Annotated in this window: 23 protein-coding genes, 1 pseudogene and 1 riboswitch; of the genes and pseudogenes, 12 read left to right on the top strand and 12 right to left on the bottom strand. The window is 69.9% G+C overall.

Annotated features, from left to right (window positions below; genetic code table 11):
* Positions 1–189 precede the first annotated feature (189 nt).
* A complete protein-coding gene (locus tag ABT367_RS02045) occupies positions 190–1,269 on the top strand; it encodes an NAD(P)H-dependent amine dehydrogenase family protein (protein ID WP_352248571.1) in 1,080 nt (359 codons plus the stop codon).
* Entirely contained in the window at positions 1,266–1,748 is a 483-nt protein-coding gene (locus ABT367_RS02040; RefSeq protein ID WP_352248569.1) for a carboxymuconolactone decarboxylase family protein, read from the top strand. The genes ABT367_RS02045 and ABT367_RS02040 overlap by 4 nt, the downstream gene beginning before the upstream one ends.
* 213 nt (positions 1,749–1,961) lie before the next feature.
* On the opposite strand, the gene ABT367_RS02035 is transcribed toward ABT367_RS02040, so the two are convergent.
* The 4 genes from ABT367_RS02035 to ABT367_RS02020 form a co-directional block, all read right to left on the bottom strand.
* Positions 1,962–2,441, bottom strand: a complete 480-nt coding sequence (locus tag ABT367_RS02035; RefSeq protein ID WP_352248567.1) for a GNAT family N-acetyltransferase — start codon at positions 2,439–2,441, stop codon at positions 1,962–1,964.
* A gap of 34 nt (positions 2,442–2,475) precedes the next feature.
* Entirely contained in the window at positions 2,476–3,003 is a 528-nt protein-coding gene (locus ABT367_RS02030; RefSeq protein ID WP_352248565.1) for a 2'-5' RNA ligase family protein, read from the bottom strand.
* 39 nt (positions 3,004–3,042) lie between these two features.
* Positions 3,043–3,636: a DinB family protein gene (locus ABT367_RS02025; RefSeq protein WP_352248563.1), complete on the bottom strand. Its 594-nt coding sequence runs from the start codon at positions 3,634–3,636 to the stop codon at positions 3,043–3,045.
* Positions 3,637–3,792: 156 nt separating this feature from the next.
* Entirely contained in the window at positions 3,793–4,806 is a 1,014-nt protein-coding gene (locus ABT367_RS02020) for a hypothetical protein (protein ID WP_352248738.1), read from the bottom strand.
* A gap of 216 nt (positions 4,807–5,022) precedes the next feature.
* On the opposite strand from ABT367_RS02020, the gene ABT367_RS02015 reads away from it, so the two are divergent.
* Positions 5,023–5,469, top strand: coding sequence for a MarR family winged helix-turn-helix transcriptional regulator (locus ABT367_RS02015; protein ID WP_352248561.1), 447 nt, complete (start codon positions 5,023–5,025; stop codon positions 5,467–5,469).
* A gap of 44 nt (positions 5,470–5,513) precedes the next feature.
* Here ABT367_RS02015 and ABT367_RS02010 read toward each other — a convergent pair whose 3' ends face one another.
* The gene (locus tag ABT367_RS02010; protein ID WP_352248559.1) at positions 5,514–6,074 is read right to left on the bottom strand and encodes a TetR/AcrR family transcriptional regulator; all 561 of its coding nucleotides are present in this window, start codon (positions 6,072–6,074) and stop codon (positions 5,514–5,516) included.
* Between the two features lie 115 nt (positions 6,075–6,189).
* Between ABT367_RS02010 and ABT367_RS02005 the strand changes: the two genes are divergently transcribed.
* From ABT367_RS02005 to ABT367_RS01995, 3 genes are all read left to right on the top strand, one after another.
* Positions 6,190–6,876: an SDR family oxidoreductase gene (locus tag ABT367_RS02005; RefSeq protein ID WP_352248557.1), complete on the top strand. Its 687-nt coding sequence runs from the start codon at positions 6,190–6,192 to the stop codon at positions 6,874–6,876.
* Between the two features lie 37 nt (positions 6,877–6,913).
* A complete protein-coding gene (locus ABT367_RS02000; RefSeq protein ID WP_352248555.1) occupies positions 6,914–7,918 on the top strand; it encodes an NADP-dependent oxidoreductase in 1,005 nt (334 codons plus the stop codon).
* A 121-nt stretch (positions 7,919–8,039) separates the two neighbouring features.
* Positions 8,040–8,102, top strand: a riboswitch (guanidine-III (ykkC-III) riboswitch).
* Between the two features lie 13 nt (positions 8,103–8,115).
* Positions 8,116–8,430, top strand: coding sequence for a DMT family transporter (locus tag ABT367_RS01995; protein WP_165331003.1), 315 nt, complete (start codon positions 8,116–8,118; stop codon positions 8,428–8,430).
* A 54-nt stretch (positions 8,431–8,484) separates the two neighbouring features.
* On the opposite strand, the gene ABT367_RS01990 is transcribed toward ABT367_RS01995, so the two are convergent.
* The gene (locus ABT367_RS01990) at positions 8,485–9,423 is read right to left on the bottom strand and encodes a TetR/AcrR family transcriptional regulator C-terminal domain-containing protein (RefSeq protein ID WP_352248553.1); all 939 of its coding nucleotides are present in this window, start codon (positions 9,421–9,423) and stop codon (positions 8,485–8,487) included.
* Positions 9,424–9,566: 143 nt separating this feature from the next.
* Here ABT367_RS01990 and ABT367_RS01985 point away from each other — a divergent pair.
* Positions 9,567–10,463, top strand: a pseudogene (locus ABT367_RS01985) (FAD-dependent monooxygenase); the annotation flags it as partial.
* A 240-nt stretch (positions 10,464–10,703) separates the two neighbouring features.
* Here the strand turns inward: ABT367_RS01985 and ABT367_RS01980 are convergent.
* Positions 10,704–11,276 carry a dihydrofolate reductase family protein gene (locus ABT367_RS01980; RefSeq protein WP_352248551.1) on the bottom strand — a complete coding sequence of 191 codons (573 nt, stop codon included), beginning with the start codon at positions 11,274–11,276 and terminating at the stop codon, positions 10,704–10,706.
* 191 nt (positions 11,277–11,467) lie between these two features.
* On the opposite strand from ABT367_RS01980, the gene ABT367_RS01975 reads away from it, so the two are divergent.
* Entirely contained in the window at positions 11,468–12,250 is a 783-nt protein-coding gene (locus ABT367_RS01975; RefSeq protein ID WP_352248549.1) for an alpha/beta fold hydrolase, read from the top strand.
* A 117-nt stretch (positions 12,251–12,367) separates the two neighbouring features.
* On the opposite strand, the gene ABT367_RS01970 is transcribed toward ABT367_RS01975, so the two are convergent.
* Both ABT367_RS01970 and ABT367_RS01965 read right to left on the bottom strand, forming a co-directional pair.
* Entirely contained in the window at positions 12,368–13,348 is a 981-nt protein-coding gene (locus ABT367_RS01970; protein ID WP_352248547.1) for a GNAT family N-acetyltransferase, read from the bottom strand.
* A gap of 68 nt (positions 13,349–13,416) precedes the next feature.
* The gene (locus tag ABT367_RS01965; protein ID WP_352248545.1) at positions 13,417–13,608 is read right to left on the bottom strand and encodes a hypothetical protein; all 192 of its coding nucleotides are present in this window, start codon (positions 13,606–13,608) and stop codon (positions 13,417–13,419) included.
* A gap of 246 nt (positions 13,609–13,854) precedes the next feature.
* Between ABT367_RS01965 and ABT367_RS01960 the strand changes: the two genes are divergently transcribed.
* The 4 genes from ABT367_RS01960 (at position 13,855) to ABT367_RS01945 (ending at position 18,492) form a co-directional block, all read left to right on the top strand.
* Positions 13,855–14,514, top strand: coding sequence for a class I SAM-dependent methyltransferase (locus ABT367_RS01960; protein WP_352248543.1), 660 nt, complete (start codon positions 13,855–13,857; stop codon positions 14,512–14,514).
* 156 nt (positions 14,515–14,670) lie between these two features.
* The gene (locus tag ABT367_RS01955; protein ID WP_352248542.1) at positions 14,671–16,317 is read left to right on the top strand and encodes a GMC oxidoreductase; all 1,647 of its coding nucleotides are present in this window, start codon (positions 14,671–14,673) and stop codon (positions 16,315–16,317) included.
* A 169-nt stretch (positions 16,318–16,486) separates the two neighbouring features.
* Positions 16,487–17,530 (top strand): enoyl-CoA hydratase/isomerase family protein, encoded by a 1,044-nt coding sequence (locus ABT367_RS01950; RefSeq protein ID WP_352248540.1) that lies wholly within the window; start codon positions 16,487–16,489, stop codon positions 17,528–17,530.
* A gap of 170 nt (positions 17,531–17,700) precedes the next feature.
* The gene (locus tag ABT367_RS01945) at positions 17,701–18,492 is read left to right on the top strand and encodes an ArsR/SmtB family transcription factor (protein ID WP_352248538.1); all 792 of its coding nucleotides are present in this window, start codon (positions 17,701–17,703) and stop codon (positions 18,490–18,492) included.
* A 16-nt stretch (positions 18,493–18,508) separates the two neighbouring features.
* Here ABT367_RS01945 and ABT367_RS01940 read toward each other — a convergent pair whose 3' ends face one another.
* From ABT367_RS01940 to ABT367_RS01930, 3 genes are read right to left on the bottom strand one after another with little or no spacing between them, the layout of a single operon-like run.
* Entirely contained in the window at positions 18,509–19,252 is a 744-nt protein-coding gene (locus ABT367_RS01940; protein WP_352248536.1) for a maleylpyruvate isomerase family mycothiol-dependent enzyme, read from the bottom strand.
* A 19-nt stretch (positions 19,253–19,271) separates the two neighbouring features.
* Positions 19,272–20,093 (bottom strand): nucleotidyltransferase domain-containing protein, encoded by an 822-nt coding sequence (locus ABT367_RS01935; RefSeq protein WP_352248534.1) that lies wholly within the window; start codon positions 20,091–20,093, stop codon positions 19,272–19,274.
* Between the two features lie 14 nt (positions 20,094–20,107).
* Positions 20,108–20,947 (bottom strand): alpha/beta fold hydrolase, encoded by an 840-nt coding sequence (locus ABT367_RS01930; protein WP_352248532.1) that lies wholly within the window; start codon positions 20,945–20,947, stop codon positions 20,108–20,110.
* Between the last annotated feature and the right edge of the window lie 101 nt (positions 20,948–21,048).

Genomic DNA, 21,048 nt, shown 5'->3' with positions numbered 1-21,048 from the left:
CTCCTGAGCTGTGCGGGTGCACGGCCCAGTCCATCACAGCGCGCACACCTGCCAGGATCCGCCCTTTCCGCCCTGCCGACCGCGCGGTCAGTGCTCCGTGACCGGCCTCGGACGCCAATTCCTGACGGCCCGTCAAATCCTTCGGTCAAGGCTCTACCAACCGAAAGGACCGAGAGCTACCCTCCGCGCATGATTTCCACGGTTGTCTGGGGTACCGGAAATGTCGGCCGTCTGGCCCTGCGCGCGGTCGACGCGCACCCGGAGCTCGAGCTCACGGACGTGATCGTGCACACCCCGGACAAGGTGGGCCGGGATGCGGGCGAACTCGCCGGATTCGAGACCCGGTTGGGCGTCGCGGCGACCGATGACATCGACGCCGTCCTCGCCAGGAAACCCCGGGCCGTCGTGTACGCGGCATCCGGCGACCTGCGTCCCGACGAGGCCCTCGAGGACATCGGCCGCGCCCTGCGGGCCGGCGCGGTGGTCGTCACCTGCGCGCTGTACGGCCTCTACGACATCCGCAACACCCCGGACGAACTGCGCGCCCCGCTGCTCGAAGCGGTCGAGGAAGGCGGCGGTTCGCTCTTCGTCTCCGGCGTCGACCCGGGCTGGGGCAACGATGTGCTGCCGGTCCTGATCAGCGGGCTCGGCTCGCGGATCGACGCGGTCCGCTGTCAGGAGATCTTCGACTACTCCACGTACGAACAGCCTGAAGCCGTCCGCTACTCGGTGGGCTTCGGGCAGCCCATGGACTACATGGCACCCATGCTCATCGAGACGGTCCCTTCGATGATCTGGGGCGGCCAGCTGCGCCTGATCGCCCGTGCGCTGGGCGTCGAACTCGAGGACATCCGCGAGACGATGGAGCGCCGGCCGCTCGAAGAGACCGTGACCACCCCGTCCATGGGCGAGTTCGAGGCCGGTACGCAGGGGGCGATCCGCTTCGAGGTCCAGGGCATCGTGGACGGTGAACCGCGCCTGGTCATCGAACATGTCACCCGGATCCACCCCTCGTGCGCCCCCGACTGGCCGCAGCCGGCGAACGGCACAGGCGCCCATCGCGTGATCATCGAGGGGCAGCCGCATATCGAGGTCACGGTCGAGGCGAGCGACGAGGGCGAGAACCGTTCAGCGGGCGGCAACGCCACCGCGGTCGGCCGCCTGGTCAACGCCATCGACTGGCTCGCCGGGCAACAGCCAGGACTCTACGACGCACTCGACGTCCCGCTCCGGCCCGCGGTCGGCCGACTCGGAAGGAAGCAGCCATGATCATCGATATCCCCGAGGGACAGGAACCGATCGGGTACGTCTGGGACGACATGGTCCCGCACATCGGCCGGGCCGCGGCCGGGTTCTCCTTGTCCGTATACGCCCACTCGACCCTGGGGCTGCGCGAGTTCGAGGCCGCGCGCCTGCGGATCGCGCAGATCAACGGCTGCACGCTGTGTATGGACTGGCGCACCGAACGGGACGGCGAGGAGACGGTCGAGGACTCCTTCCTCGAAGCCGTGGAGCAGTGGCGTACGACCGATGCGTTCGACGACCGTACGCGCCTGGCGGCCGAGTACGCCGAACGCTATGCGGTCGACCACCACAACCTCGACGAGGAGTTCTGGGACCGGATGACCGCGCACTACTCGCAGAAGGAGATCGTCGAACTCAGCATGAGCATCGGGTCCTGGCTGGCCTTCGGCCGGCTCAACCATGTGCTCGGCATCGACGCGGTGTGCAAGCTGCCGGCGAGGTGACCGGTTCGCCATGTGAGCGGGTGAGCCGGCGCTCGCCTCGGCACTTGCCGTTGCACACGGTGAACTTCAGGCGGACGTAGCCCCTCGGGTGCGGCGGTCACCGTGATCGCCGGTCGTGACGGTGGGTGCCGCGGCTCTGGCGGTCGGAGTGCTGGACCCCGGCGGCAGCGGGAGTTGGGCGCGGGCGCCCGACTCCTCGCTGTGCGCGTGCGCTCAGAGCTCCCTGCGGTACGCGAAGCCCGGCGCGTCTGCGATGACGATCTCGCCGGTCACGGTGAAACCTGTCCGGGTGAGCACGGCGCGCGAGGCGGCGTTGTCGGTGGTGGTCACGGCGCGCAGCGCACGCAGACCGTACTGCTCCGCGGCGAGCGCACACACCTGCCGTACCGCCGCCGTGGCAAGACCGCGCCCGCTCGCCGACTTCGCGATGCGGTAGCCCAACTCGGCCTCGCCGTCGGTGACATCGATCAGATTGACCCGGCCGAGAATGGCGCCCTCGGTGTCCACGAGCACATGGAAGTGGCACTCCCCCGCGGCCTGTTCGTCCAGGCGGTCCTGGAGCCGCGCGTCGAACTCGGTGAAGAAGGCGTCGCCCCGGTCGGGCACGATGGCGGCGAAGTACGCCCGGTTCTCCTGCTCGAAGGCGAGCAGGGCCGGTGCGTGCGCGGGGCTCAGGCGCTGCAGTGCGGGCATGGGCAGACAGTACGTGACGTGCGGCTCGGGCACCTCACCGGCCGTCGCCCGCACCACCGTTCAGCGCGATGCGCCGCAGCACGACGAACTCCGGTGGGCGCCCCTGCCAGTACACGGTCTCGGTCTGCAGCAGCTCCGCCACCCGCACCACGTCGCCCGCATACCGCCCGGCCAGCTCGGCCCAGCACAGAGGGCCGCGTCCGCTCGTACGGGGGTGGGCGAGCGTGACGTGGGCGAGCATGTCGAGGGGACGCAGCGGCGGAGCGAGCAACTGCGCCCGCAGGCGTGCCCACCCGCCCTCCATATCGTCCACCGCGACGAACACCCCGTCCCGCCCGTCGTCCACGGCGCGCACTTCGCCGAGGGCGAGCCGGAACGGTCCGGACGTGGCGCAGTACTGCTCGGCGCGCTCGATCAGGAGCGCTTCGTCGGTGATCTCCTCCGGGTAGACCACGGTCACATGAGCGGGGACCGCGGCGGACATCACCGGGTCCCACTCACCTCGCCACCGCTCGATCCGCTCGACCCCGGCAAGGGCCACGCACAGGTGCCGTCGTCTCATGGCCGCACCGTAGCCGCGCGGGGCTCCCACGGCAGCCCGTCAGCTCCGGTCGGCTTCCTTCGCCGCGGCCTCGAGGCGCTCGTAGTGCGCCTTCCACCAATCGGTGTCCGTCGAGGGCAGGTTCTCGTTGCCCTGCTTCATCCCGACCGCGCCGTCGGCCAGTTCACGGATGATGTCGGCATGCCCGGCATGCCGGTGGGCCTCGGCGATCATGTGGATGAGGATCTGCTCGAGGGTGACCTTCCGGCGCTCCGGATGCCACCACGGCACCTCACCCGTGGCACCCAGCTCCAGGGCCTCGACGGTCGCGTCGGAGTGCTCCCATACGCGGTGGTAGAGACCCACGATGTCCTCGCGGGACTCCTCGGGCCGCGCCCACATGTCGGCATTGGCCTCGGCGTCCTCAGTCATCCAGGGCAGCGGCTCGGGGAACGGCCGGCCGAACACATCGCCCAGATAGCCCGCCTCCGTACCGGCCACATGCTTGACCAGGCCGAGCAGATTGGTACCCGTGGGCGTGAGCGGGCGGCGCACCTCGTACTCGGAAAGTCCGTCGAGCTTCCAGAGCAGCGCCTCGCGGGCGGACTGCAGATAGCGGTGGAGATGGGCCTTGGCCTGGGCATCAGTCGTCATGCGCGCAGTCTGGCATCCGGGACTGACAACGTCGCTCGGATTCCGTATGCGCGTACGGGAGGGCACGCGGACACGGAAAACGCGCAGGCGAGGAGGGTGCGCTTCGGTGATCGAAGCTCACGGCCTCCTCGCCTGCGGGGCCCGGTCGCCTGCGACTCAGACGGCGACCGCCTCCTCCATCTCCTCTTCCTCCGCGGCCAGTTCACCGCTGTCCTGCGCCCGCGCGGGACCGGACGCGAGCGGAGTCCGGGACGCCTCGACGGCCTCCGCCGCCTTCCTTCGCCGCTCGACGAACCCCGCGACCGTCACCGCGGCCAATCCCGCGGCCAGCCAGATCACCAGCGTCCACACGCTGCGCGCCAGGTCGTGACCGCCGAAGTAGACGAGGGAGCGGACGCCCTCGATGAAGCCGGCGCCGTTCCAGAAGGCATGCAGTGAGCCGAAGAAGCCGTTCTGCAGCTCCGGCCGGAAGATCCCGCCCGAGCTCGTGAAGTTGAGCATCACGAACAGGACCATCACGCCGAGCGTCGTCCAGCGCTTGAGGAAGGTGTGCAGCCCGATGCCGAGGAACAGGATCCCGGCCGCGTACATCCAGGCCATCCCCCACAGGCCCCACAGGTGGCCGTCGACGAGGTGGAAGACCGGGCCGGCGAAGGCGGTGCCGATGAGGCTGACGAGGAAGGAGGTGCCGGCGACGAACAGGGCGCGTATCCGCATCGGCAGTGCCCCGCCGGCGGCGCCGAGCGCGGCGACGGAGGCGTAGGCGCCGATGCTCAGCGCGACGAGCAGGAAGAAGACGCCCTGTCCGGTGGGGTCGCCCGAGGCGGGCGGCACCACGTCGGTCACGTGCAGGGGTTCGCCCTGCTGCTCGGCGACGGGCGTGAAGACCTGCTCCGTGGCGGTGGCGCTGGTGTCGGATCCGGCCGTCGCCACCAGCAGGGTGGAGCTGCCGGGGAGATAGGCGCCGGTGATGTCGCGCGCCTTCAGGGCCTGTTCGGCGGCCGCGCGGTCCGGCAGCGTGCGTACGTCGAGGGCGTCGCCGGTCTTGTCGTGCAACTCCTGGGCGAGGACCTGGACCTGGGCGCCGCTGCCGACGACCGCCACGGGCAGCTGGTGGGGTTCGGGGTGGGCGAAGGCGCCGAGGTAGGCGAGGCCCATGCCGAGACACATCAGGAGCGGGGTGAGCAGGTGCGTCACGACGTGGCGCAGGGTGCCGGGCGGCGCGGAGCCGAGCAGGCGCGAGGCGGGCGCCGCTACGGCCGTGTGCGTGTTTCCGTGATCCTGCCGGTGTGTTCCGCTCACGACTGCGTCCCTCAGAACTGATAGTTGCCTTTTACAACTACTTGATAGATGTACTGTACAACTACTTTTGCAGAGGGAGCAACCATGAGCGGTACGGCCGGCGCAGCGGGCGAACGGGAGGCGGCGATCGCCACCATCCAGCGCGAGCTCACCGCCTTCGCGCGCCGCGCCCGCGCCGCGGCGGCACGGATGCACCCGGAGCTGTCCCTGGTGTCGTTCACACTGCTCGCCCACCTCGAGGACAGCGGCGGCTGCCGGGCAACGGATCTCGCCGCGCACTACCTGCTCGACAAGTCGACCGTCAGCCGGCAGGTGGCCGCCCTCGAGCGGGCCGGACACGTCGAGCGGCGCAGTGATCCGGACGACCACCGCATTCAGCTGCTGCACCTGACCGAGCAGGGCGAGCAGGTGCTCGCGCGCGCCGCGGACCGCCGCAGCCAGGCCTTCCACGACCGCCTGGGCGCCTGGGAGCCGGCCGAACTGGAGCGGTTCGCCGCGTACTTGACGCGGTACAACGACGAGGCGGGCTGACCGGCCCGGCGACCCGAACCCAAGGGCCGCCCCGCACCGAGAGGTCAGTCAGTGACCGTCAGCGCTTCCCGCGCGGCAGCGAGGATCTCCTCGGAGAGCGGGGACCCCTTGGTGGCCCGGGACAGGACGAGCGCTCCGAACATGGTGCACAGCCGGGTGATGCCGTCCTGGTCCTCGGTGCCGAGCCAGTCCGCGAAGTCGCGCACCCCCTGGGCGTAAACGCGACGGGCCTCGTCCCCCGCGCCTTCGCGCGCGACGTCGGTGGCGAGCGCGGCAACGGGGCAGCCGTCGGCCGGACTGTCGCGGTGCTCGACTGAGAGGTACGCGTCGATCGCCGCACGTTGCGCGGCGTCCGGCTCCCCCGGATGGCGATCGAGTCCGTCCGTGTGATGCCGGGCGAGTTCGGCGAAGGCGTGCGCGGCGGCCTCGCCGATGAGCTCCTCCTTCGAGGCGAACTGCTTGTAGAAACCGCCGTGGGTCAGGCCGGCCGCCTTCATGAGGTCGGCGACGCTGACATGCGTCCCCTGCTCCCGGATCAGCCGGGAGGCGGTCTCCACGACCCGCCGGCGGTTCTCCTGCGCCTGCGCCTGCGATACGCGGCCCATCGGTCACACCTCCCATTTGGATGTCGGTCGGAATCTATTCTAGGGTAGGGTTTAGATGTCGCTCGACATCTAATGACGAACGGGCGGTCACCCGCCCTCCACGCAGGGAGTGCTCATGGAGCTCAAGAACGCGGTCGCAGTGGTCACCGGCGCCAACCGAGGACTCGGACGGCACCTCGCCGCCCAGCTCCTGGAGCGCGGGGCCAAGGTGTACGCGGCAGCCCGGCGACCCGAGACGGTCGACCTTCCCGGCGCCATCCCGCTGCAGCTCGACGTGACGGACCCGGAGTCCATCGAGGCCGCGGCCCGTACCGCCTCCGACGTGACACTCGTGGTCAACAACGCGGGCATCTCCACGGGGACGCGGCTGCTCGCCGGCAGCCCGGACGCGGTGCGCCAGGAGATGGAGGTGAACTTCTTCGGCCCGCTCACCGTGACGCGCGCGTTCGCCCCGGTCATCGAGTCCAACGGCGGCGGCTCCGTGCTCAACGTGCTGTCGGTCCTGTCCTGGCTGCACCCGGCGCACCTCGGGGCCTACTCCGCGGCGAAGGCCGCGGCCTGGGCGCTGACCGGCGCGACCCGGGAGGAACTGGCGCCCCGCGGCATCTCCGTATCGGCCCTGCACGTCGGATACATGGACACCGACATGGCTGCCGCCGTGCCCGCCGACCAGAAGGCCGACCCGGCCGATGTCGCCGCCCAGGCCCTGTCCGGCATCGAGGCGGGTCTGCCCGAGATCCTCGCCGACGACACCACTCGGTATGTGAAGCAGCAGCTCGCCGCTGCGCCGAGCGTGGCGTGAACCCCCCGCCGCCCACGGACGAGACACGGAGTGCGCGATGAAGACCTTCCTGATCGAGAAGTACGGTGACCGGTCCGCGGTACGCGCCGCACACTCGCCCGATCCGCGACCGGGCCCCGAGGACGTCCTGGTCGAGATCCGCGCCGCGAGCGTCAACCCGCTGGACTTCAAGATCCGCGACGGCGCGTTCAAGAGGATCCTGCCGTACCGCCTCCCGCTCATCCTGGGCAACGACCTCGCGGGTGTCGTGGTCCAAGTCGGCTCGGCCGTCACCCGGTTCGCGGTGGGCGACGAGGTCTACGCCCGCCCCGACAAGGACCGCATCGGCACCTTCGCCGAGCTGATCGCCGTCCACGAGAACGACCTGGCCCCCAAGCCCGCCGGTCTCACCATGGAACAGGCCGCCTCGCTCCCGCTGGTCGCCCTCACCGCCTGGCAGGCGCTGGTCGAGCGCGGTGAGGTCCGGCCGGGCCAGAAGGTCCTGATCCACGCGGGCTCCGGCGGAGTGGGCACCATCGCCGTCCAGCTGGCCCGGCACCTGGGCGCTCACGTGGCCACCACGGCGAGCGCGGCCAACGCGGACCTGGTCAAGGAGCTCGGTGCGGACGTCGTGATCGACTACCGCACCCAGGACTTCGAGGAACTCCTGGACGGCTACGACCTCGTCCTCGACACCCTCGGCGGCGAGACCCTCGAGAAGTCCCTGCGGGTCCTCCGGCCCGGTGGCAAGGCCATCAGCATCGCCGGGCCTCCCGACGCGGAGTTCGCCCGCGAGCTGGGCGCCAACCCGGTCCTTCGCCAGGTGATGAACGCGCTGAGCTTCACGATCCGGCGCCACGCCAAGCGCCGGGGCGTCACGTACTCCTTCCTGTTCATGAAGGCCAGCGGCGACCAGTTGCGCGCGCTGACCCGGCTGATCGACGCCGGCGAGATCCGGCCTGTCGTCGACCGCGTATTCCCGTTCGACCGGACCCGCGAGGCTCTCGAGTACGCCGAGCAGGGCCGCGCCAAGGCGGGAAAGGTGGTCGTCTCGATGGCGTGAGGCCCTTGTCCGACGGGAGACCCCTCGTTCGGTGTGACACCCCTTGTGCGGACCGGGCACTGGTGGCAAAGGTCACCGGCTTCCGCCCGGCTCCCGTACGACCGTTTGTGCGATCATGAGGTCAGAGCCCCAACCGGCTCCCGGACGAGGCGCGCCGTACCCGGATTTTCGACGACGGTGCTGAGGGAGTCGTCGTCATGGCATGGATCGTTCTGATCGTTTCCGGGATGCTCGAGGCCGTCTGGGCCACCGCACTGGGTAAATCCGAGGGGTTCTCCCGCGTCCTTCCCACCGTCGTCTTCGGCGTCGGCCTCGTGGCGAGCATGGCCGGTCTGGCCTTCGCTCTGCGCACGTTGCCGGTGGGCACGGGCTATGCGGTCTGGGTCGGCATCGGCGCGGTCCTCACCGTCACCTACGCGATGATCTTCGACGGCGAGCCCGTATCGGCCCTGAAGCTGCTGTTCCTGGCCGGCATCGTGGGCTGTGTGATCGGCCTCAAGGCGCTGCACTGAGCGCAGGGCACTGCATTGAGGACAGGGCACTGCGCTGAGCGCCACCCAGGCACCTCACCGCCGGCCCTCGATCAGCTGAGCCACCCCGTCGAGGAAGCGCCCCAGTCCGTACGCGAAGAGTGAGTCGACCCCGATCTCGACGCCCGGCGCGCGCCGCAGCTCGGCGAACGCGGCCAGGGAGCCGTCGGCGAGCAGCCTGCTCAGTTCGGCTTCCCGGTCGCGCAGCCACTGCTCGCTGTCGAGTCCGGTGTCACGTGCCGCCGCCGCTTCCGCTTCCAGGTCGGCGGCGGCGCCACGTACGTAGCCGAACAGCGTGATCGCAGTGTGCATCCGGGCGTTGTCGTCGAGGCCGAGGCCGTCGAGCGCGCGCAGCATCCCGTCGATGTGCACCATGCCGTGCGGCACGAGAAGCGGTCTGCTCATGCTCATGGCGCGGGCCAGCCAGGGGTGTTCCTGGTACAGCTCCCACTGGGTGCGGGCGCACTGTTCGAGCCGCTCGCGCCAGCCCTCGTACGTCGGGGGCAGTGGTCGGGAGGCGAAGGCGGCGTCGGCCATGAGGGCGATCAGCTCGTCCTTGGTGCGGACGTGCCGGTAGAGCGTCATGGTCGCGACGTCGAGTGCGGTGGCGATCCGGCGCATCGTCAGCGCCTGCAAACCCTCCGCATCCGCGATCCTGAGCGCGGCGCCGACGATCTCGGCCCGCGGGCCGCTGTCCGCCTCCCCCGGCGGGCTGGTCCGGCCCTGTCGCCTTGTCTGCCGGGGCAGCGGTGCGGGCGCCTCGTCGCCGACCACCGTGCCGACACCGGGGACCGCGCGCACCAGCCCTCGTTGCCGCAGCGCGGACAATGCCTTGGTCGCGGTGGCGATCGCCACGCCCCAGCGCAGACAGATCTGCCGCGTGGACGGTACCCGGTCCCCCGGGCGCAGTTCCCCCGACGCGATACGCCCCTCGATGGCATCCGCGATCCGCAGATACGGCGGCCGCTCCCCCATGCCCACTCCCTCGACCTGCCCTCACCGCCCTAGTACACCTAGGCTAGTGCACTAGGGCTCCTGGCGCTCAACTTCCCTTGTTCATAGGGAGACTTGCTCCATACGTTGTACGCATAGAGACCCCGTACACGAAGGAGCCCGCCATGAACATCCTGATCTCCGGCGCAGGCGTCGCAGGCCCGGCCCTCGCCTACTGGCTGCACCACCACGGATTCACCGCCACCGTCGTCGAACGTGCCGGGCAGCTGCGTGACGGCGGATACGCCGTCGACTTCCGCGGTGAGGCCCTCGACGTGCTCGATCGCATGGGCCTGCTCGGTCAAGTCCGCGCCCTGGACACGAAGATGGGCGACGCCACACTCGTGGACGAGCACGGCCGGCCGTACGCCACACTGCCGGCGGTCGTCTACGCGGGCGATCTCGAGATCCTCAAGGGCGATCTCACCCGACTGCTGTACGAGGCGACCCGGGGCTTCACGGAGTATGTCTTCGGCGACTCCATCACGGGCCTGGAGGAGCGAGCCGACGGTGTCCGGGTCGAGTTCGAGCGCGGTCTGCCGCGCACGTTCGACCTCGTCGTGGGCGCGGACGGGCTGCACTCACGGACCCGGAGTCTTGTGTTCGGGCCCGAGGAGCAGTTCATCCGCCACCTCGGGATCTACTCGGCCGTCTTCAGCCTGGACAACTACCTGGGCCTGGAGAACACCGGACTTCTGTACAGCGTGCCCGGCAAGGCGGCGAACATCTTCAGCGCCCGCGGCAACACCGAGGCCCGCGCCGCCCTGCACTTCGCTTCGGAGCCGCTCGCCCACGACGGCCGGGACCGCCCGGAGCACCGGCGGATCCTTGCCGAGCGCTTCGCGGGCGAAGGGTGGGAAGTGCCCCGGCTGCTGCGGGAGTTGGAGACCTGCGACGACCTGTACTTCGACGCCAACGCGCAGATCGAGATGGACACCTGGTCCAAGGGGCGCGTGACGCTGCTCGGCGACGCCGGCTACTGCGCGGCACCCACATCGGGCCGCGGCACCTCTCAGGCGCTGATCGGCGCCTACCTCCTCGCGGGTGAGCTCGCGGCGGCTCGCGGCGGCTCGCGGCGACCATCGGGCGGCGTTCGCGGCGTACGAACGAGAGATGCGCGGCTTTGTCGCCGAACACCAGCAGGCGGGGCGGGACGGCGCACAGTACTTCTTCATGGGGACACCGACCCAGGAGATGCTGGACATGCTCGCGGCGGGCGCATCGCAGGCGGAGCGCGGTTCTTCCCCCGTCCGCCTCCGGGACTACTCCCCGGCGTGCCCCGCCTCATAGCCGAGCAGCGCCACCCCGTTCGAGAACCTCCGTGTCTCCACCAGGCGCAGATCGCTGCGCACGCCGGTGGGCGGGAACAGGGGGCGGCCGGCGCCGAGGATCACGGGCATGACGTAGAGGCGGTAGGCGTCGATGAGGCCCAGGCGGCGGAACTCGTCGGCGATGGTCGCGCCGCCGATGACCATGTCGCCGCCCGGCTGTGCCTTGAGTGCGTTGATCTCGTCCGGGTCGACCTCGCGCAGGATCGTCGTGTTCCAGTCGGCCTCCGTGAGGGTGCGCGAGAACACGTACTTGGGCATGTCGCGCCAGATTCCCGCGAACTCGGCCTCGGCGGGCGACGCTTCGGGATTGGCGTCGGCCGTCGGCCAGTACGCGGACATCAGCTCGTGGGAGACCCGGCCGTCGAGGAAGGCGCTCATGGTGCGCAGCTCGTCGTTGAAGTGCTGGTGCAGCTCCTCGTCGACCAGATGCCAGTCCAGACTTCCGTCCGGCCCCTCGAAGTAGCCGTCGAGGGACACCGACAGGGACAGGATGATCCTCCGCATCGCGGACTCCTCGTCGCAGGGGGCAGATCGTCGCGCTCGACGCTACCCGCCGCCTATGACAACGTCCGGCACCCACACGGCAGCGCGCTCTCTCGGCGCGCGGCCTTGAACCTCCCCCAGGTGGAGTTCCTACGGTTCGGACGAGCGCGGCCGGCCCGACGGACCGGGCGCCGCGGGAAAGGAGCACGGTCATGACGGGATACGTCCTGGTCTCGGGCGGTTACACGGGCGGCTGGATCTGGCGGGACGTGGCGGCGCAGCTGCGCGGCGGGGGTGCGGAGGTCCATCCGGCGACCCTCACGGGCTACGGGGACCGCCGCCATCTCGCCGGTCCGGCCACCGACTTGGAGACCCATGTCGAGGACGTGGTGCAGCTGATCGACCATGCGGACGCCCCGAAGCTCGTCCTCGTCGGTCACTGCTACGGCATCTTCCCGGTGCTCGGCGCCGCGGACCGCAGGCCCGAACGCGTCGAGCGGATCGTGTACGTGGACACCGGGATGCCCGAGGACGGCGAATCGGTGCTCGATGTCGCGCCCGACGACGCGTCCGACCATGTCACCGGGCGCATCGCCCACAGCGAGGACGGTCATACGCTCGAGCCGCCGCCGCTCACGGACACGATGACGTGGGGCAGCCTGGAAGGGATCGACGAGGCGGGTCTCGAACGTCTCGTCCGACTCGCCGCACCGCAGCCCATCGGCACCCTGACCCAGCCGCTGCGGCTGACGGGCAAAGCCCTGGGACTGCCCGCGTCCGGTGTCTTCTGCACCGCGAACGGGATGAGCATCGCCCTGGTCGAGGCCGTCGTGGCGGCCGGTGACCCTCGTGCCCGGCGCCTCCTGGACCCGCAGGTCACCCTGTACGACCTGCCGACCGGCCACTGGCCGATGCTGTCGGCGCCCGGCGAGCTGGCCGAGGTACTGGTCCGGGCCGCAGCCGGTGAAGGACATCGCCTGGTCGCGGCGTCCTGAACACACCGGCAGGGCCCGGCACTTGGCCGGGCCCTGCCGACATGGGCGCGAGCAATCAGCCCCGGGCCCGTCTACACCTCATGACGTCAGCCGAGCGCCGGCTCATACACCACCAACTCAGCCCAGCGCCCGCCCATACGTCACGAACTCCCGCGCCACCGTGTACCCGAGCCGCTCGTACAGCCCGAGCGCACCGGACGGATTCACCGTGTCCACGGTGAGCGATGCCGTGTCGTACCCGGCCTCGTACGCGGCCTCGAGAGTGGCCGCCATCAGCGCGGGCGCCGCACCCCGGCCCCGGTAGGCGCGGCGCGTGGCCAGATAGCCGACGTGGCAGTCGCGGACGCCGAAGGCCTCCGTGTCGGCCTCCGACTCCTCGGCGATGAGATAGGCCGCCACCTCGTCGCCGTCGACGAGGAGCCGTGTCATCTCCGGCCGGAAGGAGCGGGAGCCGGTGACCCAGGTGCGCCAGTCCGTCTCATCCATGACCGTGAAGTTCCAGTGGTCGCGGAAGGCGTCGTTGTGCGCGAGCCTCGTCGCCTCCTCCAGGCTCTTGTCGTACGGGACGATCTCGAGGCCCTCGGGAGCGGGAACCCGTGCGGGCCGGCCGTGCTGCAGCGGGTGGGCCATCTCGAACCAGTAGCGCTCGGGCTCGAAGCCGAGCGCCGCGGTCAGCGCCTCGAGGTTCTCGTCACCGGACTTGCCGGTGATCATCAACCGGCCTTCCAGTGGCGCGAATCGTTCGGCGTGCAGGGCCTTGGCCCGCTGGTCGAGGAAGTCCACGAGCCGGGCGCCGACGCCCTCGCGCCGCCATGCCGGATGCACACCCGCGTCGCCGTCGAAACGGGCCGCGTCCACGGCCCCCTCGGGCGTGTGGAGGATGGCGTACGCGATGAGCTGTTCGTCGTCGAAAACGGCCAGGGTGTCCGTGGCCAGGTCGAGCTTGGGGTCGGCCAGCTCCTCGGCGAGATCGTCGGCGTCCCGGTGGTGACCGGTGCGGTCGACCGCCTCGATGGCGTCGCGCAGGCTCAGCCAGGCGGGGACATCACTCTTGTCCAGGGGGCGCTCGGTGCGGGCGCCCGTGTGCGCTTCGTTCACTGGACCATCGTCATACGGATGGCCGGATCTCGCCCCTGCAGCCCGGCCTTCCCCGTTCCATGCGGCGTTCAGTGGGACGCGTGCGCCCGGCGTGCGGGCCTGCGCGCGCTCTGGCCCGTATGGGCCGGGCAGCGGACGGCCATCTTGCGTTCGCCGCAGTAGTACGGGCCGTTCGGGACGGTGTCGATGCGCTCACCGCACAGCGGGCCCTCCTCGTCGGGCCGGTAGCTCACGACGCGCAGCCCGAAATGAAAACGCACGGGCGCCTTCTCCCCCTTCGCATGCTCTGTGGCGCCCCGGAAACGGGACGCCCCTCGTGTCGCCAGGTTATGGAGGCAACCGGGTCCTTCGGGCCCGCAAAGGTCCCGCACCGGCAGGGCCCAAAGTCCCGTACCGCAGGTGGCGCGAGCGGGTGAGATTTGCCGCTTCGGCAACAGACTTTGCCCCTGCGTGCCGAGCGGGCACACGCTGGCCCTCCGTGCACCGCGAGCGGAAGGGCCCACACGATGACCGAGACACGGAGCACCACGACCGGCGAGGAGTCGCCGAGCGCCCAGGAGTTCTGGGACGGGCGCTACCGACAGAGCGAGAAGCTCTTCAGCGGCCGGCCCAATCTCGAACTGGTCGAGGAGACCGAAAGCCTCACGCCGGGCCGCGCCCTGGATCTGGGCTGCGGCGAAGGCGGCGACGCGATCTGGCTGGCAAAGCAGGGCTGGCGGGTGACGGCGAGCGATGTCTCCGCCGTGGCGCTCGAGCGTGCCGCACGGCACGCCGAGGAGGCGGGTGTTGCGGAGCGGATCGATTTCCAGCGCCACGACCTCGCGAGCAGTTTCCCGTCCGGCTCGTTCGATCTGATCTCCGCGCATTTCCTGCAGTCGCTCATCGCGCTGCCCCGTGACGCGATCCTGCGCACCGCCGCCGCGGCCGTCGCCCCCGGTGGCACGCTGCTCGTCGTCGATCACGCCGGCTTCCCCTCCTGGGAGCCGGGGCCGCACCCCGACGTGCACTTCCCGAGCACGCAAGAGGTCCTTGCGGGGCTGCAGTTGAACCTCTGCCAGTGGGAGGTGCGCACCGAACGGCTCTACGAGCACGAGGTGACGCTGGTCGACGGACGGGCGATGACCCGGGCCAACAACATCCTCAAGGTGCGCCGGCTGAGCGCCTGACAGGCGGCAGGGGCGTTCCGGTTTGTACCGGGCGTACGGGACAGCGGACCGCCCCTGTAACAAGATCGGGCAGAAGTTACCTATCGGTTTAGCGTGACTTTACGGCCCGGTAACAGTAGAACCTGTCCTCACCCCACAGAAGGTGAGGAAGATCACATGCACTCAACTCCCAAGCGTGCCAACGGTTCTGACGGGATTTCCCGTCGAAGACTCCTCGCTGGAACAGGTTCTATTCTTGGCGCCGCGGCTCTGACCTCCCAGGTGACCGCTGCGCACGCCCGTCCCATGGCGGCAGCGGACATACCCGACGGAGGACGGGTTCCGGTCCTGGTGATCGGTACCGGATACGGCGGTTCGGTCGCGGCACTGCGCCTGGCCCAGGCCGGCATCGACGTACACATGGTCGAGATGGGTCAGGACTGGGGAGCCGCTCCCGCCGGCCCGGACGGGAAGATCCATCCGAAGGTCACCAGCCCCGACTACCGCTCGTTCTGGATGCGCACCAGGACCAAAGCGCCGATCAGCAACTTCCTCGGCTTCCCGATCGACAAGGACGTGCCGAAGTTCGCCGGCATCCTGGACGCCGAGGACTTCGCCGGGATCTCCGTCTACCAGGGCCGCGGAGTCGGCGGCGGCTCGCTGGTCAACGGAGGTATGGCCGTGACCCCGCGCCGCCAGCACTTCGCCTCGGTGCTGCCGTCGGTGAACGCCGACGAGATGTACGCGACCTACTACCCGAGGGCCAACTCCGGTCTCGGCGTGGGCCTGATCAATCCCGACTGGTTCGAGCGGACGTCGTACTACCAGTACTCGCGTGTAGGCCGCAAGCATGCTCAACGCTCCGGTTTCGCCTGGACGTTCGTGCCGGACGTATACGACTGGGCGTACATGGAGGCGGAGGACAACGGCTCGGTACCCAAGTCCGCGCTCGGGCAGGAGATCCTCTACGGCAACAACTACGGCAAGCGGACCCTGCCGAAGACCTATCTCGCCCAGGCCAAGGCCACCGGGAAGGTCACCATCTCCCCGCTGCACGAGGTCACTTCGGTCACGCCGGCGACGGGCGGGGACTACGCGGTCACCATCCGGCAGATCAACACCAGCGGCGCCACCGTGGCCACCAAGACGGTGAAGGCGGGCAAGGTGTTCTTCGCGGCCGGCAGCGTCGGCACCAGCAAGCTCCTGGTGAAGCTGAAGGCCACCGGTGCGCTCCCCCAGCTCAACGCCGAGGTCGGCAAGGGCTGGGGCGAGAACGGCAACGTCATGGTCGGGCGCGCGAACCACCTGTGGGATCCGACCGGCGACGTGCAGTCGACGATCCCGTGCTCGGGCATCGACAACTGGGACGCGGGAGGCGCCTTCGCCGAGGTCGCGCCGCTGCCGACAGGCATCGAGACCTTCGCCTCGTTCTACCTGTCGATCACGAAGAACACACGGCGGGCCGAGTTCACGTACAACCCGTCCACGCAGAAGGTCGACCTGTCCTGGCAGCGCGCCTGGAAGCAGGACTCGATCAACATGGCGAAGACCATCTTCGACAAGATCAACAGCAAGGAAGGGACGATCTACCGAAGCGATCTGTTCGGGTCCAACAGGGTCTGGGGCGACCATCTCACCTACCACCCGCTGGGCGGTGCGGTCCTGAACAAGGCCACCGACAACTACGGCCGGCTGCACGGCTATCCGGGCCTCTACGTCATCGACGGCGCCCTGATACCCGGCAACACCGCCGTGAACCCGTTCGTCACGATCACCGCGCTCGCCGAGCGCAACATCGAGAGGATCATCGCGACCGACCTGTGAGGCCTGCACCGCTGAACTGCTCAACTGCCGCACTGCTGAACTGCTGCTCTCCTGTTCCTCTGTTCTCCTGTTCCTCTGCTCTCCTGCTTCTTCTGCTCTGCTGATCCATCCGGAGGCCCGGCAGGTGTGCCGGGCCTCCGGCGTACGGTGGAAGCGGATCTTCCACCGTATGAAAGGCACCCTGGTGACCGACGACGTTCTGGTACGGACCGAGGGCCACGCCGCCCGGATCGTGCTCAACCGGCCGCGTGCGCTCAACGCCCTGACCCACGCGATGGTCGGCGCCATCGACGCCGCACTGACCGCTGCGGAGTCGGACCCTTCGATCGAGACCGTCGTTCTGTCCGGAGCCGGCGAGCGCGGGCTCTGCGCGGGCGGGGACATCCGGGCCATCCACGACGACGCGAAGGCGGGTGGCGGCGCCTCGGCCGCCTTCTGGCGCGACGAGTACCGGCTCAACGCGCGGATCGCCCGCTTCCCCAAGCCGTACGTGGCCCTGATGGACGGCATCGTGATGGGCGGCGGTGTCGGACTGTCCGCGCATGGGGCGCTCCGTGTCGTCACGGAGCGCTCACGGGTCGCGATGCCGGAGACGACCATCGGCTTCGTACCGGATGTGGGCGGTACGTATCTGCTCTCCCGCACTCCCGGCCTGCTCGGCACGCATCTGGCGCTGACCGGGGCGGCGGTAGGGGCGGTGGACGCCCAGCTATGCGGGCTCGCCGATCACTTCGTCCCCTCCGAGCGACTGCCGGACCTGCAGGCGGATCTCGCGCGGCTGCCCGCGCCCGAAGCGCTCGCCCGGTGGACGCGGCCCGCACCCGAAGGTGAACTGGCCGAGGCCCGCGAGTGGATCGACGCGTGCTACGCCGCGGACACCGTCGAGGAGATCCTGGAGCGCCTGCTCGACAGTGGCGTGCCGGCCGCGAAGCAGGCGGCGGTCACGCTCCAGTCGAAGTCGCCCACCTCGCTCAAGGTGACCCTCGAAGCGGTCCGGCGGGCAGGCGAGTCGAGCTCCCTCGAGGAGGTCCTCGTCCAGGAGTTCCGCGTCTCGCGCGCCGCCGTGACGATGCCCGATCTCGTGGAGGGGGTGCGCGCCCAGGTGATCGACAAGGACCGGTCGCCGAAGTGGGCCCCTGCCGATCTGGCCTCGGTGACGGAGGCCGATGTGGAGCGGTTCTTCGCTCCCGTACACGAAGAGCTGACCTTCTAGGGCCGGCCTTCCAGAGCCGGCCTGCTGTCCCCGGCCTCTGGCACGAGCCCCGCAGCCCCGCAGTCCCCCACGCGGGAACGGCGGTCGCCTTGACATGCAGCCATCTGGCTGCCTATCGTCTTTTAGGCAGCCAGATGGCTGCATATTGGCTCGGGGGTCGGAGCAGAGCGATGGACGAGGTCTTCAAAGCGCTGGCGGATCCGAGCAGGCGCCGTCTGCTCGACCGTCTCAACGAGCGGGGCGGGCAGAGTCTGCGCGAACTGTGTGCGGGGCTGGACATGGCCCGCCAGTCGGTGAGCAAGCACCTCGCCCTGCTCGAAGCGGCCCGTCTCGTCACCTCGGTGAAGCAGGGCCGCGAGAAGCTCCACTACCTCAACGCCGAGCCGATCAACGCCATCGCCGACCGCTGGATCAGCCGGTACGACCGCACGCGGGTGCAGGCACTCGCCGACCTCAAGACAGCACTGGAGCACTCCCCCATGGACAGCAACGCGTTCGTCTACACGACCTACATCCGTACGACGCCCGAGAAGCTCTGGCAGGGTCTGACCGACCCGGCGTTCACCAGCCGCTACTGGGGCATCTCGCTGCGCACCGACTGGGCGCCCGGCTCCCCGGTCGTCTGGGAGGGCGAGGGTCTGTCCGGCGCGGACCCGGCCCAGGTGGTCCTCGAAGCGGATCCGTACCGCCGGCTCTCGTACACCTGGCACACCTTCACGCCCGAGTGGGCCAAGGCGGTGGGGGTCGACGAGGAGACCTACGGGAAGCTGGCATCCGAGCCGCGCTCGAAGGTGGCCTTCGACCTCGAGCAGCAGGGCGAGATCGTCAAACTGACCGTCGTCCACGACGGTTTCGAGCCGGGCAGCACCCTGCAGCAGATGATCTCCGGCGGCTGGCCGCATCTGATCTCCGACCTCAAGACGCTCCTGGAGACCGGCGAGACGCTGCCGCGCGAGCAGTGAACGGACCGGGCGGGTACTAGCCCTTCACGGGCGGCTGGGGCCAGGGCGGCGGTTCGGGCAGAGGCGCAGACGACAGGACCTGTGCCACCGAGGACAGGTTCCGCGCCGGGACGCGGCCCGCGAGCCAGCCCAGGAGCAGCCGGGACGGGCCGGCCACGACCGGCCCGTGCGGAGAGATCTCCCAGCGTACGGAGAGGTCGGTGGCCTCGACGGCCGTGACCGGGAAGTGCCGGGACCGCAGGGTTTCCAAGGTGTCGTCCAACGCCCACCGCACATACGGGACAGGCCACTTGTCGCTGCCGTAGCCGATGCCCAGGTCCGTGTGGTGGGTCTCCAGTTCGCGCAGACAGCGCAGCAGCGTGTAGCGGGCCGTGTGCTGCCAGCCGCCTCCCGAGGTGACCTCGCGCTCCCAGTCCTGTTCGCTCAGGGACCGCGCTCGGGCGATGAACTCCTCGGCGCCCTCGTGCAGTTCGCGCACGAGGTCGGGTCCCGGCAACGCGGCCGTCTCCTCGACGGGGCGGCGGTACGCGGCGGTGGTCCGGTCGGAAACCTCCGCACCCCGGTCGGAATGGGCCGCGCCGCTCAGGATGCGGATGTACGCACCGAGGGCCTGTGCCACATGCGCGATCCCGTAGGCCCGCGTCCATCCCGGGAGCGACGCCGGGGCCCGCAACTCCTGCTCGCCGAGCGGACTCACGGCCGCGACGAAGCGTACGGCCGCGTCCTCGGCCAGATCGATCGCCCGCTCGGTGCTCGGCATCCCGGCCCCCACCCTCGTATCAACTCTGTACGTTCAGCCGATCAGCGATCTTGCCATGGAGCCGCTCGGGCACCTGGCAACCCCATCGCCGTGCCGCCTCGGCGGCCAGCTCACGGGACCAGGTCCAGCTGTTGCGGGCCGCGTCGCGCAGGGCGTCCTCCTCCAGCGGGGCCGTCGTCTTCGCGTAGCGGGCGATGTCCTCGGCCGGCAGGTCCTGCTCCAGGGCACGGCTGGGGGTGAGCCAATGGGCGGTGCTCTCCCGCAGAACACGCAGGAGCTGGAGCTGCTGGGGAGCGATCATCGCGGTCAACAGGTTGTGCGCGCGGGCCAGTTCGCCGCGGGCGAGGATGTGGGCGAGGGCAAGGGTCCAGTTGGTGAGTTCGCCGATCCGCTGCTGCGCGGTGGCCGCTGCCTCTGGTTCCCGGCGTTCGGCCAGGGCACGTGCGGCCTCGGTGAGACGGCCGGTGCGGTCGAGCAGGACGGCCGCCTCCGGGCGTGGCAGATGGACCAGGCCCGCCCAGCCGGGGACCTCGTCGATCCCGGTGCTCGCCGCTGTCAGATGGAACTCGCCGCGCATCAGGTCGTCGAAGACCACCGCGAGGATGCCGAACATGTTCGTGTACGCGAGTTCAAGCGGCGCGAGCCGGCCGAGGAAGGCTTCGCCGTCGAAGGTGTCGAGATGTTCGTCGCGGACGTACAGATAGGCCTCGATGTCCGAGTGCTCGTCCGCCTCGCCGAGGGTCCACGACCCGTAGAGCAGGACTCCTTCGAGGCGTTCGTCGGCCTCGGCGAGCTCACGGAGACGGGCGATGCGCTCGTCGAGCGCTGCGTACTGGGGCATCAGCGGGTGGTTCCTTACGCGAGGAAGTCGGATACGGCGGCGACGAACAGCTCCGGATCGTCGAGCCAGGGGAAGTGGGCGGCTCCGGGCTGCTCCACATAGGCGGCGGCCGGGAAGAGGTCGGCGAAGGCGCGCACCGCGGTCGGCGGTGCGCCCGGGTCGACCTCGCCCGCGAGCAGCAGCACCTGTGCGTCCAGGGTGCTCAGCGCCGCACGCGTGGTGTCCGGCTGGAAGGCACCCTCGCTGCCGTAGACGGCCATCGCCTCGGCGTTGCGCTGCGTGGCTTCGCGGGCGTGATGCGCGCGGGCCGCCTCGTCCCAACGCCCGTAATGGAACGGTGCGATGGCCTCCCAGTGCTCCGGCTCCGCCTTGCCCGCCGCAATGGCCTCGAAGGCCGCGTACGCCTCGGCGAACCACGGCTCGTCGCGGCGCCGCAGCACGGAAGCCCGGCGTTCATCGCCGCTGGGCGGCAGTCCCACGGCGAACATGCCCGGAGTGATGAGCAGCAGCCGCGCGACGCGCTCGGGGTGACGCGCCGCGTACAGGCTCGCGAGGTTCGCCCCGCCAGAGTGGCCGAGCAGCTCGACCGTCTCCAGGCCCAGGTGTTCGCGCAGCGCCTCGACGTCGTCGACGAGCCGGTCGCAGCGGTACGTCGCCGGGTCCTGCGGCACCGCCGAGTCGCCGGTGCCCCGCAGATCCAGGGTGATCACCTCGCGGTGCCGGGTGAGTCCGCCGAGGTCGCCCAGATACGCGGAGGCCTGCATGCCGCCGGGCAGACAGATCAGCGGACGGCCGCTTCCCCGGGTGTGGAAAGCGAGCTTTGTGCCGTCGTACGCGGCGAAGGTGACAGTCATGGGCTCCGAGCCTCTCAACCTTGATCGGCGCGGGCAAACGGGTTTTCCCGCGCGCCGGTACGCACCGCCGCTGCGCGGGGAATGCTTCCCTTCGGACGGGG

This window comes from Streptomyces mesophilus (assembly GCF_040300965.1).
Taxonomy (GTDB): Bacteria; Actinomycetota; Actinomycetes; order Streptomycetales; family Streptomycetaceae; genus Streptomyces; species Streptomyces mesophilus_A.
Note: the sequence above shows the minus strand (reverse complement) of the source record. Positions and strands in the feature narration are given on the sequence as shown.

What these genes read in the sequence shown, in the direction of transcription:
- ABT367_RS02045 (WP_352248571.1), top strand. Translation starts at nt 190, where the DNA reads ATGATTTCCACGGTTGTCTGGGGTACCGGAAATGTCGGCCGTCTGGCC.
- ABT367_RS02040 (WP_352248569.1), top strand. Translation starts at nt 1,266, where the DNA reads ATGATCATCGATATCCCCGAGGGACAGGAACCGATCGGGTACGTCTGG.
- ABT367_RS02035 (WP_352248567.1), bottom strand. Translation starts at nt 2,441, where the DNA reads ATGCCCGCACTGCAGCGCCTGAGCCCCGCGCACGCACCGGCCCTGCTC.
- ABT367_RS02030 (WP_352248565.1), bottom strand. Translation starts at nt 3,003, where the DNA reads ATGAGACGACGGCACCTGTGCGTGGCCCTTGCCGGGGTCGAGCGGATC.
- ABT367_RS02025 (WP_352248563.1), bottom strand. Translation starts at nt 3,636, where the DNA reads ATGACGACTGATGCCCAGGCCAAGGCCCATCTCCACCGCTATCTGCAG.
- ABT367_RS02020 (WP_352248738.1), bottom strand. Translation starts at nt 4,806, where the DNA reads ATGTGTCTCGGCATGGGCCTCGCCTACCTCGGCGCCTTCGCCCACCCC.
- ABT367_RS02015 (WP_352248561.1), top strand. Translation starts at nt 5,023, where the DNA reads ATGAGCGGTACGGCCGGCGCAGCGGGCGAACGGGAGGCGGCGATCGCC.
- ABT367_RS02010 (WP_352248559.1), bottom strand. Translation starts at nt 6,074, where the DNA reads ATGGGCCGCGTATCGCAGGCGCAGGCGCAGGAGAACCGCCGGCGGGTC.
- ABT367_RS02005 (WP_352248557.1), top strand. Translation starts at nt 6,190, where the DNA reads ATGGAGCTCAAGAACGCGGTCGCAGTGGTCACCGGCGCCAACCGAGGA.
- ABT367_RS02000 (WP_352248555.1), top strand. Translation starts at nt 6,914, where the DNA reads ATGAAGACCTTCCTGATCGAGAAGTACGGTGACCGGTCCGCGGTACGC.
- ABT367_RS01995 (WP_165331003.1), top strand. Translation starts at nt 8,116, where the DNA reads ATGGCATGGATCGTTCTGATCGTTTCCGGGATGCTCGAGGCCGTCTGG.
- ABT367_RS01990 (WP_352248553.1), bottom strand. Translation starts at nt 9,423, where the DNA reads ATGGGGGAGCGGCCGCCGTATCTGCGGATCGCGGATGCCATCGAGGGG.
- ABT367_RS01980 (WP_352248551.1), bottom strand. Translation starts at nt 11,276, where the DNA reads ATGCGGAGGATCATCCTGTCCCTGTCGGTGTCCCTCGACGGCTACTTC.
- ABT367_RS01975 (WP_352248549.1), top strand. Translation starts at nt 11,468, where the DNA reads ATGACGGGATACGTCCTGGTCTCGGGCGGTTACACGGGCGGCTGGATC.
- ABT367_RS01960 (WP_352248543.1), top strand. Translation starts at nt 13,855, where the DNA reads ATGACCGAGACACGGAGCACCACGACCGGCGAGGAGTCGCCGAGCGCC.
- ABT367_RS01955 (WP_352248542.1), top strand. Translation starts at nt 14,671, where the DNA reads ATGCACTCAACTCCCAAGCGTGCCAACGGTTCTGACGGGATTTCCCGT.
- ABT367_RS01950 (WP_352248540.1), top strand. Translation starts at nt 16,487, where the DNA reads ATGAAAGGCACCCTGGTGACCGACGACGTTCTGGTACGGACCGAGGGC.
- ABT367_RS01945 (WP_352248538.1), top strand. Translation starts at nt 17,701, where the DNA reads ATGGACGAGGTCTTCAAAGCGCTGGCGGATCCGAGCAGGCGCCGTCTG.
- ABT367_RS01940 (WP_352248536.1), bottom strand. Translation starts at nt 19,252, where the DNA reads ATGCCGAGCACCGAGCGGGCGATCGATCTGGCCGAGGACGCGGCCGTA.
- ABT367_RS01935 (WP_352248534.1), bottom strand. Translation starts at nt 20,093, where the DNA reads ATGCCCCAGTACGCAGCGCTCGACGAGCGCATCGCCCGTCTCCGTGAG.
- ABT367_RS01930 (WP_352248532.1), bottom strand. Translation starts at nt 20,947, where the DNA reads ATGACTGTCACCTTCGCCGCGTACGACGGCACAAAGCTCGCTTTCCAC.